Source organism: Aliiroseovarius subalbicans (assembly GCF_022678625.1).
In the GTDB taxonomy this organism is placed as follows: domain Bacteria; phylum Pseudomonadota; class Alphaproteobacteria; order Rhodobacterales; family Rhodobacteraceae; genus Aliiroseovarius_A; species Aliiroseovarius_A subalbicans.
In genome coordinates this window covers 49,305-65,339 of sequence record NZ_JALBYQ010000001.1, presented here as the reverse complement: position 1 = coordinate 65,339, position 16,035 = coordinate 49,305, and the positions used below count along the sequence as shown (strand labels likewise).

Genomic DNA, 16,035 nt, shown 5'->3' with positions numbered 1-16,035 from the left:
CTGAAACACGACAAGGTGGCCCGGATCAGGGCCACCTTTTTCTTTCCCGAAAGGACACGCCATGTGGCCCGTCCCCGTGACCCTCACCGGCCAGCACGCCACCCTCGCCCCCCTGACGCAGGACCATTGCGCCGACTTGCAAGAGGCCACCGCCGACGGCGACCTGCACCGGCTGTGGTACACAATGATCCCGCCGCCCGACGGCATCACCGGTGAGATCGACCGGCGCAATGCCCTGCCCGACATGCTGCCCTTTGCGATCCTTGATCGGGGCGGAAAAGCGGTCGGCATGACCACTTACATGAACATTGACGCAGGTCAGCGGCGGGTCGAGATCGGGTCAACCTGGTATCGCAAATCCGTTCAGCGCGGCCCGATGAACACCGAGGTCAAGCTGATGATGCTGACCCATGCGTTTGAGGCGCTGGACTGCATCGCGGTCGAGTTCCGCACCCATTTCATCAACCTGCAATCGCGTCGCGCGATCGAACGGCTGGGGGCGAAACTGGATGGCATCCTGCGCAACCACATGGTCATGGCCAACGGCACGATGCGCGACACCGCAGTCTACTCCATCTTGCCGCACGAATGGCCCGCGGTGAAGGCAAACCTGACCTTTCAGCTGGAGCGTCCCCGGGGCTGACACGATGTCGTGACCGGCGGGGACTCGACAAACAAAGTGAATGTTCTATATTTGTTCTCATTCCTGATCGAAGGAGAACACCATGCTTGCCGCCCAGTACCAACTGCCCCCGACCCCGAAACAGGTGGATTATGCCCGCGCCATCGCGGCGCGGTTGAAGCTGGTAATCCCGCCCGACCAAGCGTCTGACCGGCGCAGTTTGTCGGAATGGATCGACCGGCACAAAGCCAAGTCCACCGCGCGCGCGCCCGGTGCCACGTCACGCCAGGTCGCCTTTGCCGAACGCATCGCGCGGGCGAAACGGCGCGCCATCCCCGATGAATGCTTTCGCGATGCCGGCATGATGTCGCGCTGGATCGACGCCAACAGGTAAACGCCGGGCGGGCTTGTTTCCAGTCACGCCTCCATCAGTCCAGATTGCCCTGGCGATAAGTCCAGGATAGTGTCATCCAATGGCCGCCCCCGTTGAAACCTTCTTCCTGGACCCCGACGCCCAGGGCACTTTGCAGGCGCAGATCCAGCAGATGATCGCCGAGGCGATCCTGTCGGGTCGTTTGCCCCGCGGGGAAAAGCTGCCCTCAACCCGGAAGCTGGCCAGCCATCTGGGGGTCAGTCGGATCACTGTGACCCTGGCCTATACCGAGCTTCAGGCCAATGATTACCTGTCATCTCGTGGAAGGAGCGGTTTCTATGTCTCTGAAAACGCTCCGGAACCCCCATCTTTCCACCCGCCACGGCGGCGCGAGGACAAGGTGGATTGGCACCGCGCCATCGGTGCCCGGTTCAGCGAAGGTGTGACACCGGACAAGCCGCTGGACTGGCGCAGCTATCGCTATCCGTTCACCTATGGCCAATCCGACGCCGCGCTGTTTGACCACAATTCCTGGCGCCTGTGCGCCTTGAAAGCGCTGGGTCAAAAGGACCACGTGGCGATGACGCAGGATTATTACGACCGCGACGATCCCGAGCTTGTTGCCTTCATCGCGCGCCATATTCTACCCCGTCGGGGCATTCATGCAGCACCTGAAGAAATCCTTGTAACCCTTGGAGCACAAAATGCTTTGTGGCTTTCAGCGCAGGTCCTTTTGACGCAAAGGCGCACCGCCGCGATCGAAGATCCCTGCTACCACACCCTGCGCGATATCCTGACCCAAAGTCGGTGCCACACCGCCGCGATCCCGGTCGATCAGGACGGTTTACCACCCGATCTCTTGCCCGATCAGACCGACGTGATCTTTACCACGCCCAGCCACCAATGCCCGACCACATCGACCATGCCGCTGGAGCGGCGCCAGGCGCTTTTGGCGCGTGCCCGCGACCTGGACGCGCTGATCGTTGAGGACGATTACGAGTTCGAAATGTCGTTTCTTGGCCCGCCATCCCCGGCCCTGAAAAGCCTGGATCGCGAAGGGCGCGTGATCTATGTCGGCAGTTTCTCCAAGTCGCTGTTCCCCGGCCTACGCCTTGGTTATCTCGTTGGATCTGAACATTTTATTCGCGAGGCCCGCGCGCTGCGCTCGACCGTTCTGCGCCACCCGCCCGGCCTGATCCAACGCACCGTGGCGCATTTCCTGTCGCTGGGGCACTACGACGCGTTGATCCGACGCATGGGCGCGGCCTATCAGGAACGCCGCCGGGTGATGGACCAGGCGATCACCGATTGCGGCCTGCGTGTTGCCGGCGCCGGAAGCTTCGGCGGATCGTCTTTCTGGATGCAGGCCCCGGCGCAAGTCGACACCGGGCGTCTGGCCGAACGCCTGCGTGATCATGGGGTTCTAATCGAACCCGGCGCCCCGTTTTTCGCCAAGCCGGACCAGCACCAAAACCACTATCGCCTGGCCTATTCCTCGATCACGCCCGCACGGATCGAACCGGGAATTCGGTTGATTTCGGATGAAATTCGGGCGATGCGATCAGCCTGACCGCGCCGTAGTTATTGAAACAGTTTAAACCCACCCCAGAGACCGGTCTTTAATCTGTTTAAACTCCCCATCGCGCGCGGCGGGTGCAACGCGCCCCACGTCTGGACTTAAACTGGCCTACCATCTGGCCCTATTGGCACCCCGCCTTGCCCCATAAGACTGGACCCAAGGCGCCCGCCACTCGGGGCGCAATCACGCCTGCCAACAAGGAACCGCCCCATGAAGATGACCACCGAAGAAGCCTTCGTCAAAACCCTCCAGATGCACGGGATCGAACATGCCTTTGGCATCATCGGCTCGGCCTTCATGCCGATTAGCGACCTGTTCCCGCAGGCGGGCATCACGTTTTGGGATTGCGCGCACGAAGGCTCGGGCGGGATGATGGCCGACGGCTACACCCGCGCCACCGGCAAGATGTCGATGATGATCGCCCAGAACGGCCCCGGCATCACCAACTTCGTCACCGCCGTGAAAACCGCGTATTGGAACCACACGCCGCTGCTTCTGGTCACGCCGCAGGCGGCAAACAAGACGATCGGCCAGGGCGGGTTCCAGGAGATGGAACAGATGAACCTGTTTGCCGATTGCGTCTGTTACCAGGAAGAGGTCCGCGATGCGTCGCGCATCCCCGAAGTGCTGAACCGCGTCATCATGAACGCGCACCGCTATTCCGCCCCCGCGCAGCTGAACATTCCGCGCGACATGTTCACCCAGGTGATCGACGTGGCCATGCCCGCTGTCGTTGAATTCGAGCGCCCGGGCGGCGGCGAACAGGCGATTGCCGAGGCCGCCGCGCTTCTGTCCAGTGCCAAGAACCCGGTGATCCTGAACGGTGCTGGCGTGGTGCTGGCAGGCGCGATCCCTGCCTCGATGGACCTGGCCGAGCGTCTGACCGCGCCGGTCTGCTGTGGGTATCAGCACAACGACGCCTTCCCCGGCTCGCACCCGCTGTTCGCGGGCCCGCTGGGCTATAACGGCAACAAGGCGGGCATGGAGCTGATCGCGCAGGCCGACGTGGTTCTGTGCCTGGGCACCCGGCTGAACCCGTTTTCGACCCTGCCCGGCTACGGCATGGATTACTGGCCGGCGGACGCCAAGATCATCCAGGTCGACATCAACCCCGACCGCATCGGCCTGACCAAAAAGGTCAGCGTCGGCATCGTGGGGGACGCCAAGAAGGTCGCGACGTCGATCCTGGAACAATTGTCGGCGGACGCAGGGGACGACGGGCGCGAAGAACGCCAGAACCGCATCGCCACGACGAAATCCACCTGGGCGCAGCAGCTGGCCTCGATGGACCACGAGGACGACGATCCCGGCACCAGCTGGAACGAACGCGCCCGCGCCGACAAGCCCGAGTGGATGAGCCCGCGTATGGCGTGGCGCGCGATCCAGTCCGCGCTGCCGAAAGAGGCGATCATCTCCTCCGACATCGGCAACAACTGCGCCATCGGCAACGCGTATCCCGAGTTTGAAGCGGGCCGCAAATACTTGGCGCCGGGCCTGTTCGGCCCCTGCGGCTATGGCCTGCCCGCGGTGATCGGCGCCAAGATCGGTTGCCCCGACACCCCGGTTGTTGGCTTCTCGGGCGACGGAGCCTTTGGCATCGCAGTGACCGAACTGACCGCCATAGGGCGCGAGGAATGGCCCGCAATCACGCAGGTGGTGTTCCGCAACTACCAATGGGGCGCGGAGAAGCGCAATTCGACGCTGTGGTATGACGACAACTTCGTCGGCACCGAACTGGACGAGCAGGTCAGCTATGCCGGGATTGCCAGTGCCTGTGGCCTGAAGGGCGTGCAGGCGCGCACGATGGATGAGCTGCGTGCGGCGCTGACACAGGCGGTCGAGGACCAGAAGAACGGCATCACCACGCTGATCGAAGCGCTGATCAACCAGGAACTTGGCGAACCATTCCGCCGCGATGCGATGAAAAAGCCGGTGGTCGTGGCCGGGATCGATGCGGCCGACATGAAGCCGCAGAAAGGCGCCTGATGGACGCGGCCCTGCTGGTCATCAACGCGGGCTCCAGCTCGGTCAAGTTTGCGCTGTTCGACGACGGGCTGAATGAGGTCCTGTCGGGGGTGGCAAGCGAGATCGGCGGGGCGTCGCGGCTGGAGATCGGCGGGGGGGCAGACGCGGTGGCAATGCCGGATCATGCCGCCGCGCTGGATGCCATATTCGGCGCGCTCAGGGCGCGGGGGATCGACCCCCGAACCCTGAAGGCGGCGGCGCATCGCGTGGTGCACGGCGGTGAGAACCTGACGCAACCCATGCGCATTGATGCCGGCGTTCTGGCCGAAATCGCCGCCTGTTCCCCGCTCGCCCCGTTGCACAACCCGCATAACCTTGAGGCGATCGAGGCGCTGGCGCGGCTGGCGCCCGACCTGGTGCAATTTGCATCCTTTGACACGTCATTTCACGCGACCAACCCCGGCGTCGCGACCCGCTATGCGATCCCGGAAACCGACGCAACACGGGGCATCCGCCGCTATGGCTTTCATGGCATCAGCTATGCCGGGTTGGTCGAGCAATTGCCCGAGATCAGCGCAGCCTCCCTGCCCCGCCGATTGTTGGCGTTCCACCTGGGCAATGGCGCCTCGCTCTGCGCCATTCGTGACGGAAAATCCGTCGCGACCACAATGGGTTACAGCCCTCTGGATGGGTTGACGATGGGCACGCGGTCGGGCGGGATCGACGCCAACGCGGTGCTGAAGTTGGTTGAGGACAACGGGCTTGAAGCCACCCGTGCGATCCTGAACCACGAAAGCGGGTTGCTGGGCCTTTCGGGGGGAAAAAGCGACATGCGGCGGTTGATGATGGACCCGTCACCCAAGGCCGGTTTTGCGGTCGAACACTTCGTCTATTGGACGCTGCGCCATGCCGGGTCGCTAATGGCAGCGATGCAGGGGCTGGACGGGATCGCCTTCACCGGTGGGATCGGCGAAAACGCGGCGGATGTGCGGATGCGCATCATGGAAGGGCTGCGATGGACCGGGCTTGAGATCGGAGCTGGCGACGGTGCGCAACTGCACAAGGACGGATCGCCAGTCAGTGCCTGGATCGTGCCCGCGCGCGAGGAATGGATGATTGCGCGTGATGCCGCTGGACTGCTTGGCGCGGCCTAGGTTCAGCCAGGGCTCATCGCGATCGAAATCACCGTGGCCGCCACGATGTCTTCGACACTGGCGCCGCGCGACAGGTCACAGACCGGGCGACGGAACCCTTGCAGGATGGGCCCGATCGCCTGCGCCCCGCCCAGTTCCTGCGCCAGTTTATAGGCGATGTTGCCCGCATCCAGCGACGGAAAGATCAACGTGTTCGCCCGCCCGCTGTCGATCCCCTTCTGCTTCGCAATCGCAGAATTCAGCGCGGCATCTGCCTGAATGGGCCCGGTGAACCCGGTCGCCGCGGCGACCTCGCGCACCCGCTCCACGCTGGGTCCGGTGCCCGACGTGCCGGTCGAGAATGACAAAAGCGCCACCTCCGCATGGCCCAAAAGCGCGGTGGCCGAGCGGTGCGAGGCGCGCGCGATATCAGCCAGTTGACCCGCATCCGGGGCCACGTTCACCGCGCAATCGGCAAAGATCATCTCGCGCCCGTCCGGGAAGGACATGAGGAAAAAGCTCGACGGGGTCGACACGCCTTCGTCCATGCCCACGGCAATGGCGGCGGCTTCGATCACCCGACGGGTGGGGCTGACAGCGCCTGCGACCATCACGTCGGCCTCACCGGTGCTGAGCATTGCGGCGGCCCGGATCAGCGGCTTTTGCAGCATCCGCATCGCCAGGGCTTCTTTCATCGGACGCATATCCATCAGTGCCTCAAGCTGGCGACCGCTGGGGGCGGCCAGGGGCACGGGAATGGCCAGGCCGTTTGCCTGAAGATAGGCGGCGGCATTGGCAATGCGGGGGTCGTCCATCTCGGGCAGGATCACGTGCGGTTTCCGCGCACGGGCGACGTCGAAGGCTTTGTCCAGAGTGTTCATGGGCACCAGAAACCCAGATGCGGGCGTGGGGTCAAGAGGGAAGCAGGCGCGAAAACAACGCCGAGACGAGGTAGATCGCGGACGCCGCCACAACAATCGAGGGGCCGGCGGGCGTGTCGAACTGGTATGAGGCTGCAAGCCCGGCCAGCGAGGCGAAAGCGCCGATCAGCGCGGCCAGAACCGCCATCGTTTCCGGCGCGCGCGCCGGGCCACGGGCGGCGGCGGCGGGTATGATCAGCATCGCGGCGATCAACAGCGCCCCGACCACCTTCAGCGCCACGGCCACAACAACCGCCAGCGACAGGGTCAGGATCAGCCCCTCGCGATCCGCATTGATGCCGGACGCGGCGGCCAGGTCGCGCGACAAGGTGGCGGTCAACAGCCGCGACCAGCGCCAGGCGATCAAGGCCGCGACCAGCCCGGCGCCGCCCCAGATCACCGCCAGATCCGCCCACGTCACCGCCAGGATGTCGCCGAACAGGAAGGCCGACAGGTCGACCCGCACCCCCGGCACGAAGGAAATCGCGACCAGCCCCAGCGCCAACGCGGAATGCGACAACACGCCAAGAGTAGCGTCCATCGCGTGGCCACGCGTGGACAGCCAGCTGACCGCCAACGCCATCGCGGCCGCCACGACCAGCGTGCCCAGCGTCACCGGTGCCGAGAAGATCAGCGCAAGCGCCACGCCCAGGATCGCCGCATGTGCAGTCGCGTCACCGAAATAGGCCATCCGACGCCAGACCACAAAGCTGCCTAGCGGCCCGACGGCAATCGACAGGCCGACACCGGCCAGCGCGGCCCGGATCAGGAAATCGTCAAGCATGGTCGCAGCCCTCGCCGTGGCTGTGGTCATGGCAGTGGTCGTGATCATGCGGGTACAGCGCCAGCGCGCCCTGGGTGCCGTGGCCAAAAAGCGCGCGGTATTCCGGCGCGTCGGCGACCAGGTGGGGCGTGCCTTCGCAACAGACATGGCCGTTCAGGCAGATCACCCGGTCGGACGCGCTCATCACCACGTGCAGGTCATGGCTGACCAGAAGCACCGCCGCCCCGGTACGCGCGCGCACCTCGTCGATCAGGCGGTAGAACGCGGCCTCGCCCTGTTGGTCCAACCCTTGGGTGGGTTCGTCCAGCACCAGAATATCCGGCGCGGTCAGGAGCGCCCGCGCGAGCAGCGCGCGTTGGAACTGTCCGCCAGAGAGCGCGGTTAGCTGGCGCTGCTCCAAACCGGGAATTCCCACGTTTTCAAGTTCTTGCGAGATGGCCGCTGGGGCATGGCGGTCCGGCAGAGCCAAAAACCGCGCCACGGTCAGCGGTAGGCTTGCGTCAATCGACAGCTTTTGCGGCACATAGCCGATGCGCAGTCCCGGTCTGCGGCGCACCCGCCCGGCAGTCGGGGAAAGGATGCCCAGTAGCAGCCGCACAAGGGTGGATTTCCCCGATCCGTTCGGGCCGACCAGCGTCACGATTTCACCCGACGAGATGGCAAAGTCCACGTCGCGCAGGATGACCTCGGCCCCGTGCGACAGGCCCAGGCTTGACGCTGTGATCAGACTCATGCGTCCCCCTTGCAGGCCGGGCAGAGCCCCAATGCCTCGATGTTCATGCGTTCAATGGTAAAGCCCAAAGCGTCCGCGCCGTGCTCCACCACATCGCGGATGGCGCGGCCCGGCGCCTCGGCCACCGCATCGCAGGCGCGGCAGATGAAGAAGACCGGCGCGTGGGCGTCGCCCGGATGGGTGCAGGCCGTGAAGGCGTTCAAGCGGCGGATGCGGTGCGCCAGCCCGTGTTCCACCAGGAAATCCAGCGCCCGATAGGCGACGGGCGGCTGGTGCCCGAACCCGTCTGCGCCAAGCCGTTCCAGCACCTCATAGGCGCCCAGCGCGCGGTGTCCTTCCAGCAGGATTTCCAGCGTGCGGCGGCGTACAGGGGTCAGGCGCAGGCCTTTTTCGGCGCAGATCGACTCGGCCCGGGCAATCCCGCTGCCCGTGCAGGCGGCATGGTCGTGACTGTGGAACGCATCGGCCGGGCTGGCGGCGGGGTTTTGCTCTTGTTTCGACATGAAAGTGATATTATAACATTACATCGAACACGACAAGGACCACCATGACCCGCATTGCCCTTTTTCTTGGCCTTCTGGCCACCCCAACCCTCGTCTTGGCCGACGCCCCGCGTGTGGTGACCGACATCGCGCCGGTACAGTCGCTGGTGGCGCAGGTGATGGAAGGCGTCGCCACGCCCGAGCTTCTGACCGATCGCGACGCCAGCCCGCACCATGTGCAGCTGCGGCCCAGCCAGATGCAAGCTCTGGCCCAGGCCGATCTGGTGATCTGGGTCGGTGAGGCGCTGACCCCTTGGTTGGAGCGGGCTGTCAGCGGCCTGTCCGATGCCACTTCGCTGGAACTGTTGCACGTGGCGGGGCTGCACATGCCCGAGGGGCACCACGCAGAGGACGGTCACGATCATGACCACGGCGATCTGGACCCGCACGCCTGGCTGGACCCGGAAAACGCCCGTGTGTGGCTGGCCGAGATCGCCACCGCCCTGGCGCAGAGCGACCCGGAAAACGCCGAGGCCTACGCGCAGAACGCGGCGCGCGCCGATGCAGCCTTGGTCGCGCTTAAGGCTGAGATCACCGCCCTGTTGCCCACCCCCGCGCACCCAGTGGTGACCTTCCATCAAGGCTATGGCCATTTTGCGTCGCGGTTCGGGCGGGACATCGTGGGCGCGATCACCCAAGGCGACGCCGCCCCCGCCAGCGCGGCCCGGATCGCGACCCTGCGCCGCCAATTGGTTGCGGAGAATGTCACCTGCGTGTTCAGCGAACCGCAGTTGGACCCGGCCCTGGCCCGCGTGGTGACCGAAGGCACCGGCATCGGGATTGGCACGCTGGACCCGATGGGCCGCGACCTGCCGCTGGGCCTCGCGCTTTATGGCGACATGATGCGGACCCTCGCCCGGAATTTTGCCGCCTGCGATGGTTGAGCGTCACGCACGAAACCTAATCAGGCCTTGCCCCAGCCGCCCCCGCCGGGGGTGAGCATTTCGAACACACCGCCAGCCGGCAGCGCGATTTCGTCGTTGCCGCGCATCGGAATACGCGTGCCATCGGGCAGCTCGGCGGTGTTCACCCCGACCGCGCCCGGCGCACCGCCATCGACGCCGAAGGGCGGCACTTCGCGGTGGGAGCACAGGGTTGTCACCGTCACCGGCTCCAGGAACCTGAGCCGCCGTTTCACCCCGTCGCCGCCACGCCACTGCCCGGCCCCGCCTGACCCGCGCCGGATCGAAAATTCCTCCAACCGCACCGGGAAACGTTGTTCCAGGATTTCAGGGTCGGTCATGCGGGTATTCGTCATGTGGCTTTGAACCGCGTCGCAGCCCTCAAACCCCGGCCCCGCCCCAGTGCCCCCGGCAATGGTTTCATAATTCTGAAACACCTCGTTGCCCCAGATGAAATTGTTCATCGTGCCCTGACTGGCGGCCAGGGCCCCCAGCGCCCCGTAAAGCGCGTTGCAAGCGGCCTGGCTGACCTCGGTATTGCCCGCGATCACCGCCGCCGGATAGGTCGGGTTCAGCATCGAGCCTTCTGGCACGATGATTTCAAGCGGTTTCAAGCAGCCTTCGTTCAGGGGGATGTCGGACCCCACCAATGTTCGAAAAGTATAAAGAACCACGGCGCGCGAGATGGAGAGAGGCGCATTATAGTTGCCTTTGTGCTGGTCTGAGGTGCCTGTGAAGTCAATAACCGCGCACCGCGCCTCCCGGTCGACCCGCACGTTCACCCGGATTTCGGCACCGTGATCCATCGGATAGGTAAAGCTCCCATCACTCAAACGGTCAATCACCCGACGCACGCTTTCCTCGGCGTTGTCCTGCACATGGCCCATATAGGCACGCACGACCTCCAGTCCGTAGGTGCCGATGACCTTCAGCAATTCCTGACGTCCGGTTTCATTGGCGGCAACCTGGGCCTTCAGATCGGCCATGTTCTGGTCGATGTTGCGACACGGGTAGCGCCCCGACGCAAGCGTGGCCCGCGCCGTGGCGTCCTGAAACAGCCCCCGATCCACCAGGCGCACATTGTCGATCAGAACGCCCTCCTCATCGATATGAGTGCTGTCAGGCGGGGCCGACCCCGGCGTGCGCCCACCGATATCGGCATGATGGCCGCGCGATCCCAGCCAGAACACGATTTCATCATCCAGGAAGGCCGGCGTGACCACCGTCACATCCGGCAGGTGCGTGCCGCCGTTGAAGGGCGAATTCAGCATGAAAACGTCGCCGGGCCGGATCGCGCCTGCGTTTTCGCGCATCACCGTTCGGATGCTGTCTGCCATTGACCCCAGGTGCACCGGCACATGCGGGGCATTTGCCACCAGGTCGCCCGCGACGTCAAAAATGGCGCAGGAAAAATCCAGCCTTTCCTTGATGTTGACGGACCACGAGGTGTTGGCCAGCGTGGCGCCCATCTGGTCGGCCACTGACATGAACAGGTTGTTGAACACCTCCAACAGGACCGGATCGGCCTTGGTGCCCGCCGCACGGACCTGGGCCCGCGCGCGGCTGCGCTCCAGGATCAGGTTGCCGGCATCGTCCACTCGACCCTGCCAGCCCGCTTCGATCATGTTGGTGCCGGTCGGCTCTCGAATGATCGCGGGGCCCGACACCACCTGCCCGGCGGGCAATGTGGTGCGGTCGAACAGCGATACGTCCTGCCAGGCCGCGTCCACATGGACAGGAACCGTGTCGATCGCCGCCCCGTCACCGCTGGGTGCGGGCATCGCGACGCTTTCCCCGGAGGCGCCGATCGCCTCGACCGAAATTACTTCGAACAGGATGTCGCGGTCAGGCGAGGTGAAGCCGAACCGCGCCTGGTGGGCCGCCTCAAAGGCGGATTTCATCGCCGCCTGGCTGGCAAACGGCACCTCCAACGATTGGTGAGAGCCGTCATAGCGCAGATGCGCTTGCGCCTCGCAGCGCAGATCCTGCACCCCCTGGCCCCGGACCTCTTGCGCCGCCTGTTCGGCCAGATCGGCGCGCAGCGCGCCGGCCTCGGCGGTGTCGGACAGAGGCGCGTCAAATTGCTGCGCACGTTGCGCCCGGATGTCAGCCAGGCCCATGCCATAGGCCGACAGCACGCCGGCAAATGGGTGCACGAAGACCCGGCTGATCCCCAACTCATCGGCCACCAGGCAGGCATGTTGCCCACCGGCCCCACCGAAGCATTGCAGTGTGTACCCGGTCACGTCATGCCCGCGCTGAACGCTGATTTTCTTGATCGCATTGGCCATGTTGTCGACCGCGATCTGCAAAAACCCGGTCGCCATGTCCTCGGGCGTGGCGACGGGCGCGCCGGTTTGCGCGGCGACCGAGTGGGCCAGCGTGTCGAACTTGCGGCGCACCACGGCCACGTCCAGTGGTTGCGTCCCGTCCGCGCCGAACACGGCGGGAAAATGATCCGGGTTGAGTTTGCCCAGAAGCACGTTGCAATCGGTAACGGTCAGCGGCCCGCCGCGCCGGTAACACGCCGGTCCGGGGTCCGCCCCTGCGCTTTCCGGCCCAACCTGGAAACGCCCATCCCGGAAGGTGCAAATCGACCCGCCCCCCGCCGCCACCGTGTGGATATCCATCATCGGCGCGCGCATCCGCACACCGGCAACCTCGGTCTCAAAACTGCGTTCATAACGCCCGGCGAAATGACTGACGTCGGTCGAGGTGCCCCCCATGTCGAAGCCGATCAGGCGGTCGAACCCGGCGGGTGCTGCGGTCTGGACCATGCCGACAATGCCGCCAGCCGGCCCCGACAGGATTGCGTCTTTCCCCTGGAACAATTGCGCGTCGGTTAGGCCGCCATTCGACTGCATGAACATGAGCGCGTGGCAGGCGCGGCCAAGGTCAAGCGCCCCCGCGACCTGATCGACATAGCGGCGCAGGATCGGCGACAGGTAGGCATCGACCACCGTGGTATCGCTGCGCCCGACCAACCGGGCCAGGCGCGATACCTCGTGACTGCACGAGACCTGCTCAAAGCCGATGTCGCGTGCAATTTGGGCCGCACGTTGTTCGTGGGTCGGGTTTTCATGGGAAAACAGAAAGGCGATTGCAACCGCGCGGATCCCATCTGCGTGGGCCGTGCGCAGCACCTTGCGCAGCTCGTCTTCGTCCAGCGGGGTCACGACCGCGCCGCCTGCGGCCAGGCGTTCGCCAACTTCGGCCACGCGGTCTTGCAGCAACGTGCTGCGGCGCACGTTCAGGTCAAACAGCCGGGGCCGGGTCTGATACCCGATCCGGGCCAGATCCGCGAAACCGCGAGTGGTGACCAGAAGGCAGCGTTCACCCTTGCGCTCCAACAGCGCGTTGGTGGCCACGGTCGTGCCCATCTTCACGGCCCGGATCGATGCCGGCGGGATTGGCGCACAATCAGCAAGGCCCATCGTGTCGCGGATGCCCTGCACCGCCGCATCGCGATAGAGTTCGGGGTTTTCCGACAGCAGTTTGCGCGTCTCAATCCGCCCGTCGGGATGGCGCGCCACCACGTCGGTGAAAGTGCCGCCCCGGTCGATCCAGAATTCCCACTGTTTGTCGTGCATCACATGCCCCCCGCCTGTTCTTTGGGTCGAACATGCGTGGGTAAATGTCAATGCGCGTGGCGCATCACAAGTCGCCCCAATCGTCGTTGCCTTTGAACGTGTCCGGGGTGGGGGCGATGGCGGTTTGGCCGGGTGCTCTGGCTTTTGGCGCGGTGACAATAAGCACCTTGGCCGGGTCTTGTGGCGCGGCGGGCGGCAAAGGCGGCCGGAGCCACGGCTTCGACCGTGTAGGGCAATTGCAGAGGGGTCACCGGAAAGGCGCGCACCGAGGCGTCACATTTGGTCGTGCCTTGTGCAAAGCTGGCTCCTCTGTGTCCCCCGTATTCTTTGTGACTTGGTGTGGCACCCGGGAACGGAGATTGCCTTTAACCCCACGTTTCGAGGTCATGTTCGTGGCAAAATCCTCGCCGAATGCGCTTGTTCAGACCACGAAACAGCGCGACACTACCAAAGAAGGAGCGCGCAGAAACATGCACGAGATGGCCTTGGCCGAAAGCGTTGTTCAGATCGTCGAAGCCGCCGCCGCGCGCGAGGGCGCGGGGTGCGTAAAACGGGTGCGGCTGGAAATCGGCGCCCTGTCCCATGCCGACGCGAACGCGCTGCGCTTTGCCTTTGACGCCGCCGCTGCCGGGGGCGTGGCAAAGGGCGCTGAACTGGCGATTTCCCGTGCAGAGGGCCGCGCTTGGTGTCATGATTGCGCCAAGGACGTCGCGATTTCCGGGCTGGGTGACCCCTGCCCTGATTGCGGCGGATATGACCTGAAACTCACCGCCGGCGATGCGCTTCGCGTGGTGGACATGGAGGTGACGTGATGTGTGCGACCTGTGGATGCGGCCATGATGAGGTGCATGTGGACGGACATGTGCATGCGCCGGGCATGGACAAGGCCCGCGTGGTGCAGATCGAACAGGACATCCTGGGGCGCAACGACCACATGGCCGCGCACAACCGGGAACATTTCGAACGCGCGGATGTGCTGGCGCTGAACCTGGTGTCGTCGCCGGGGTCGGGCAAGACGACCCTGTTGACGCGGACCATCACCGCGATGGAGAGCCCCGCGATGGTGATCGAAGGCGACCAACAGACCAGCCTGGACGCCGACCGGATCCGCGAAACCGGCGCCAAGGCCGTTCAGGTGAATACCGGCAAGGGCTGTCACCTGGACGCCGACATGGTGCACCGCGCGCTGCACGATCTGGACCCCGATCCCGGCACGACGCTGTTCATCGAAAACGTCGGCAATCTGGTCTGCCCCGCCGGGTTCGACCTGGGGGAGGCTGCGCGGGTGGTGATCCTGTCAGTCACCGAAGGCGACGACAAGCCGTTGAAATACCCCGATATGTTCCACTCGGCCGACCTGATGGTGCTGAACAAGTCCGACCTGTTGCCTTATGTGCCCTTCGACGTGGATGCCTGCATCACCCACGCCCGCCGGATCAATCCGGGGATCGAGGTTCTGACCCTGTCGGCCTTGAGCGGCGCGGGCATGGGTGGCTGGCTGGACTGGATCGCCAAACGCCGCGCCCCGCAAGCGCGGAGCGCCTGACATGTGCCTGGCCGTGCCCACAAAGATCACCGATCTCTTGCCTGACAACATGGCCCGCGTCGCCATTGATGGCGTGACCAAGGACATCAGCCTGGCGCTGATCGAAGGCGCCGCGGTGGGCGATTACGTGATCGTGCACGTGGGTTTCGCCTTGTCACGGCTGGACCCGGTCGAGGCGGAAAAGACCCTGGCCCTGATGGCCGAGGCGGGGTTGCTGGCGTGAAATACGTCGAGGAGTTTCGCGACCCGGCGCTGGCCAAAGGACTGTCCGACGCAATCGCGCGGGCGGCAGACCCGGACCGGACCTATCGCTTCATGGAGTTCTGCGGCGGTCACACCCATGCGATCGCGCGTTTCGGGCTTGAGGATCTGCTGCCAGGCAACATTCGCATGATCCACGGGCCGGGCTGCCCGGTCTGCGTGCTGCCCGTCGCGCGGGTGGATGCGGCGATTGCGCTGGCCACGCAGCATGACGTGATCCTGTGCACTTACGGCGACCTGATGCGGGTGCCCGGCTCGGGCTTTCGCTCGCTCACCAAAGCGCGGGCGGCGGGGGCGGACATTCGCATGGTTTATTCGGTGATGGACGCGCTGGCGCTGGCCCGCGCCCATCCCGACCGCGAGGTCGTGTTCTTCGCCATCGGCTTTGAAACCACCACGCCCCCCACCGCCGTGGCGATCTTGCAGGCGGCGAAAGAGGGGCTCACGAATTTCTCGGTCCATTGCAACCACGTGCTGACCCCCGCCGCAATGCGGGCGATCCTGGCCGGGGGCGACACGGAAATCGATGGCTTTGTCGGGCCCAGCCATGTCTCGGCGGTGATCGGCACTGGGCCTTATGTCGAGTTCACCCGCGACCACGCGAAACCCGTGGTGATCACCGGGTTTGAACCGCTGGACGTGCTTCAGGCCGTGCTGCAGCTGGTGCGGCAGGTGAACGAGGGCCGGATCGAGGTCGAGAACGAATATGCCCGCGCAGTCAGTGACGCGGGGAACCTTGTGGCGCAGCAGATGATGGCGCGCGTGTTTACCTTGCGCGACCGGTTCGAATGGCGCGGGCTGGGATGGGTCGACCACAGCGCGCTGCGGTTGACGGACGCGTTTGCCAGCTTCGACGCCGAACGGCGCTTTGCGCTGGAGCTGCCCACCCCGACCGAGAACAAGGCCTGCGCCTGTGGCGATGTGCTGCGCGGGGTGAAAACACCGGTGGAATGCGCGCTTTATGGTGATCCCTGCACGCCGGAAAACCCGCTGGGCGCCTGCATGGTCAGTTCGGAAGGCGCCTGTGCCGCCGACTGGACCTATGGACGGTTCCGGCGCGAGGCTGCGTCGTGACGCGCCAAGTT

The 16,035-nt window shown here is 64.9% G+C and carries 15 protein-coding genes; 10 read left to right on the top strand and 5 right to left on the bottom strand.

The window, feature by feature from the left end:
• Positions 1–61: 61 nt before the first annotated feature.
• The 5 genes from MN188_RS00305 (at position 62) to MN188_RS00285 (ending at position 5,693) form a co-directional block, all read left to right on the top strand.
• Positions 62–643 carry a GNAT family N-acetyltransferase gene (locus MN188_RS00305; protein ID WP_242104796.1) on the top strand — a complete coding sequence of 194 codons (582 nt, stop codon included), beginning with the start codon at positions 62–64 and terminating at the stop codon, positions 641–643.
• An 82-nt stretch (positions 644–725) separates the two neighbouring features.
• Complete coding sequence (locus MN188_RS00300; RefSeq protein WP_242104795.1) at positions 726–1,016, top strand: hypothetical protein; 291 nt, start codon at positions 726–728, stop codon at positions 1,014–1,016.
• A gap of 79 nt (positions 1,017–1,095) precedes the next feature.
• Positions 1,096–2,565 (top strand): MocR-like pyridoxine biosynthesis transcription factor PdxR, encoded by a 1,470-nt coding sequence (gene pdxR, locus MN188_RS00295; RefSeq protein WP_242104794.1) that lies wholly within the window; start codon positions 1,096–1,098, stop codon positions 2,563–2,565.
• Positions 2,566–2,784: 219 nt separating this feature from the next.
• Complete coding sequence (xsc, locus tag MN188_RS00290; RefSeq protein WP_242104793.1) at positions 2,785–4,560, top strand: sulfoacetaldehyde acetyltransferase; 1,776 nt, start codon at positions 2,785–2,787, stop codon at positions 4,558–4,560.
• Positions 4,560–5,693: an acetate/propionate family kinase gene (locus tag MN188_RS00285; RefSeq protein WP_242104792.1), complete on the top strand. Its 1,134-nt coding sequence runs from the start codon at positions 4,560–4,562 to the stop codon at positions 5,691–5,693. Before xsc ends, MN188_RS00285 begins: the two co-directional genes overlap by 1 nt.
• A gap of 2 nt (positions 5,694–5,695) precedes the next feature.
• Here the strand turns inward: MN188_RS00285 and MN188_RS00280 are convergent, their stop codons facing one another.
• The 4 genes from MN188_RS00280 to MN188_RS00265 are packed head-to-tail and all read right to left on the bottom strand — an operon-like array spanning position 5,696 to position 8,612.
• On the bottom strand, positions 5,696–6,553 hold the full coding sequence (locus tag MN188_RS00280; RefSeq protein ID WP_242104791.1) for a phosphate acyltransferase: 858 nt from the start codon (positions 6,551–6,553) through the stop codon (positions 5,696–5,698).
• A 31-nt stretch (positions 6,554–6,584) separates the two neighbouring features.
• Positions 6,585–7,376, bottom strand: coding sequence for a metal ABC transporter permease (locus MN188_RS00275; protein WP_242107305.1), 792 nt, complete (start codon positions 7,374–7,376; stop codon positions 6,585–6,587).
• Positions 7,369–8,109 carry an ATP-binding cassette domain-containing protein gene (locus MN188_RS00270; protein ID WP_242104790.1) on the bottom strand — a complete coding sequence of 247 codons (741 nt, stop codon included), beginning with the start codon at positions 8,107–8,109 and terminating at the stop codon, positions 7,369–7,371. The genes MN188_RS00275 and MN188_RS00270 overlap by 8 nt, the downstream gene beginning before the upstream one ends.
• Positions 8,106–8,612, bottom strand: coding sequence for a Fur family transcriptional regulator (locus MN188_RS00265; RefSeq protein WP_242104789.1), 507 nt, complete (start codon positions 8,610–8,612; stop codon positions 8,106–8,108). Before MN188_RS00265 ends, MN188_RS00270 begins: the two co-directional genes overlap by 4 nt.
• Before the next feature lie 44 nt (positions 8,613–8,656).
• Here MN188_RS00265 and MN188_RS00260 point away from each other — a divergent pair, with 44 nt between their 5' ends.
• Complete coding sequence (locus MN188_RS00260) at positions 8,657–9,535, top strand: zinc ABC transporter substrate-binding protein (protein WP_242104788.1); 879 nt, start codon at positions 8,657–8,659, stop codon at positions 9,533–9,535.
• A gap of 20 nt (positions 9,536–9,555) precedes the next feature.
• Here the strand turns inward: MN188_RS00260 and MN188_RS00255 are convergent, their stop codons facing one another.
• Positions 9,556–13,143, bottom strand: a complete 3,588-nt coding sequence (locus MN188_RS00255; RefSeq protein WP_242104787.1) for a hydantoinase B/oxoprolinase family protein — start codon at positions 13,141–13,143, stop codon at positions 9,556–9,558.
• Between the two features lie 470 nt (positions 13,144–13,613).
• On the opposite strand from MN188_RS00255, the gene hypA reads away from it, so the two are divergent.
• Genes hypA through hypD form a run of 4 tightly spaced genes read left to right on the top strand, consistent with a single transcriptional unit; the run spans position 13,614 to position 16,024 of the window.
• Positions 13,614–13,955, top strand: coding sequence for a hydrogenase maturation nickel metallochaperone HypA (hypA, locus tag MN188_RS00250; RefSeq protein ID WP_242104786.1), 342 nt, complete (start codon positions 13,614–13,616; stop codon positions 13,953–13,955).
• The gene (gene hypB, locus MN188_RS00245; protein ID WP_242104785.1) at positions 13,955–14,689 is read left to right on the top strand and encodes a hydrogenase nickel incorporation protein HypB; all 735 of its coding nucleotides are present in this window, start codon (positions 13,955–13,957) and stop codon (positions 14,687–14,689) included. The genes hypA and hypB overlap by 1 nt, the downstream gene beginning before the upstream one ends.
• Position 14,690: 1 nt before the next feature.
• Positions 14,691–14,912 carry a HypC/HybG/HupF family hydrogenase formation chaperone gene (locus MN188_RS00240; RefSeq protein ID WP_242104784.1) on the top strand — a complete coding sequence of 74 codons (222 nt, stop codon included), beginning with the start codon at positions 14,691–14,693 and terminating at the stop codon, positions 14,910–14,912.
• The gene (gene hypD, locus MN188_RS00235; protein ID WP_242104783.1) at positions 14,909–16,024 is read left to right on the top strand and encodes a hydrogenase formation protein HypD; all 1,116 of its coding nucleotides are present in this window, start codon (positions 14,909–14,911) and stop codon (positions 16,022–16,024) included. The genes MN188_RS00240 and hypD overlap by 4 nt, the downstream gene beginning before the upstream one ends.
• Positions 16,025–16,035 lie beyond the last annotated feature (11 nt).

Coding starts and splice junctions, on each gene's coding strand:
- MN188_RS00240 (WP_242104784.1), top strand. CDS start 14,691: ATGTGCCTGGCCGTGCCCACAAAGATCACCGATCTCTTGCCTGACAAC.
- MN188_RS00265 (WP_242104789.1), bottom strand. CDS start 8,612: ATGTCGAAACAAGAGCAAAACCCCGCCGCCAGCCCGGCCGATGCGTTC.
- MN188_RS00275 (WP_242107305.1), bottom strand. CDS start 7,376: ATGCTTGACGATTTCCTGATCCGGGCCGCGCTGGCCGGTGTCGGCCTG.
- MN188_RS00305 (WP_242104796.1), top strand. CDS start 62: ATGTGGCCCGTCCCCGTGACCCTCACCGGCCAGCACGCCACCCTCGCC.
- pdxR (WP_242104794.1), top strand. CDS start 1,096: ATGGCCGCCCCCGTTGAAACCTTCTTCCTGGACCCCGACGCCCAGGGC.
- MN188_RS00280 (WP_242104791.1), bottom strand. CDS start 6,553: ATGAACACTCTGGACAAAGCCTTCGACGTCGCCCGTGCGCGGAAACCG.
- hypA (WP_242104786.1), top strand. CDS start 13,614: ATGCACGAGATGGCCTTGGCCGAAAGCGTTGTTCAGATCGTCGAAGCC.
- MN188_RS00260 (WP_242104788.1), top strand. CDS start 8,657: ATGACCCGCATTGCCCTTTTTCTTGGCCTTCTGGCCACCCCAACCCTC.
- hypB (WP_242104785.1), top strand. CDS start 13,955: ATGTGTGCGACCTGTGGATGCGGCCATGATGAGGTGCATGTGGACGGA.
- MN188_RS00300 (WP_242104795.1), top strand. CDS start 726: ATGCTTGCCGCCCAGTACCAACTGCCCCCGACCCCGAAACAGGTGGAT.
- MN188_RS00255 (WP_242104787.1), bottom strand. CDS start 13,143: ATGCACGACAAACAGTGGGAATTCTGGATCGACCGGGGCGGCACTTTC.
- xsc (WP_242104793.1), top strand. CDS start 2,785: ATGAAGATGACCACCGAAGAAGCCTTCGTCAAAACCCTCCAGATGCAC.
- MN188_RS00270 (WP_242104790.1), bottom strand. CDS start 8,109: ATGAGTCTGATCACAGCGTCAAGCCTGGGCCTGTCGCACGGGGCCGAG.
- MN188_RS00285 (WP_242104792.1), top strand. CDS start 4,560: ATGGACGCGGCCCTGCTGGTCATCAACGCGGGCTCCAGCTCGGTCAAG.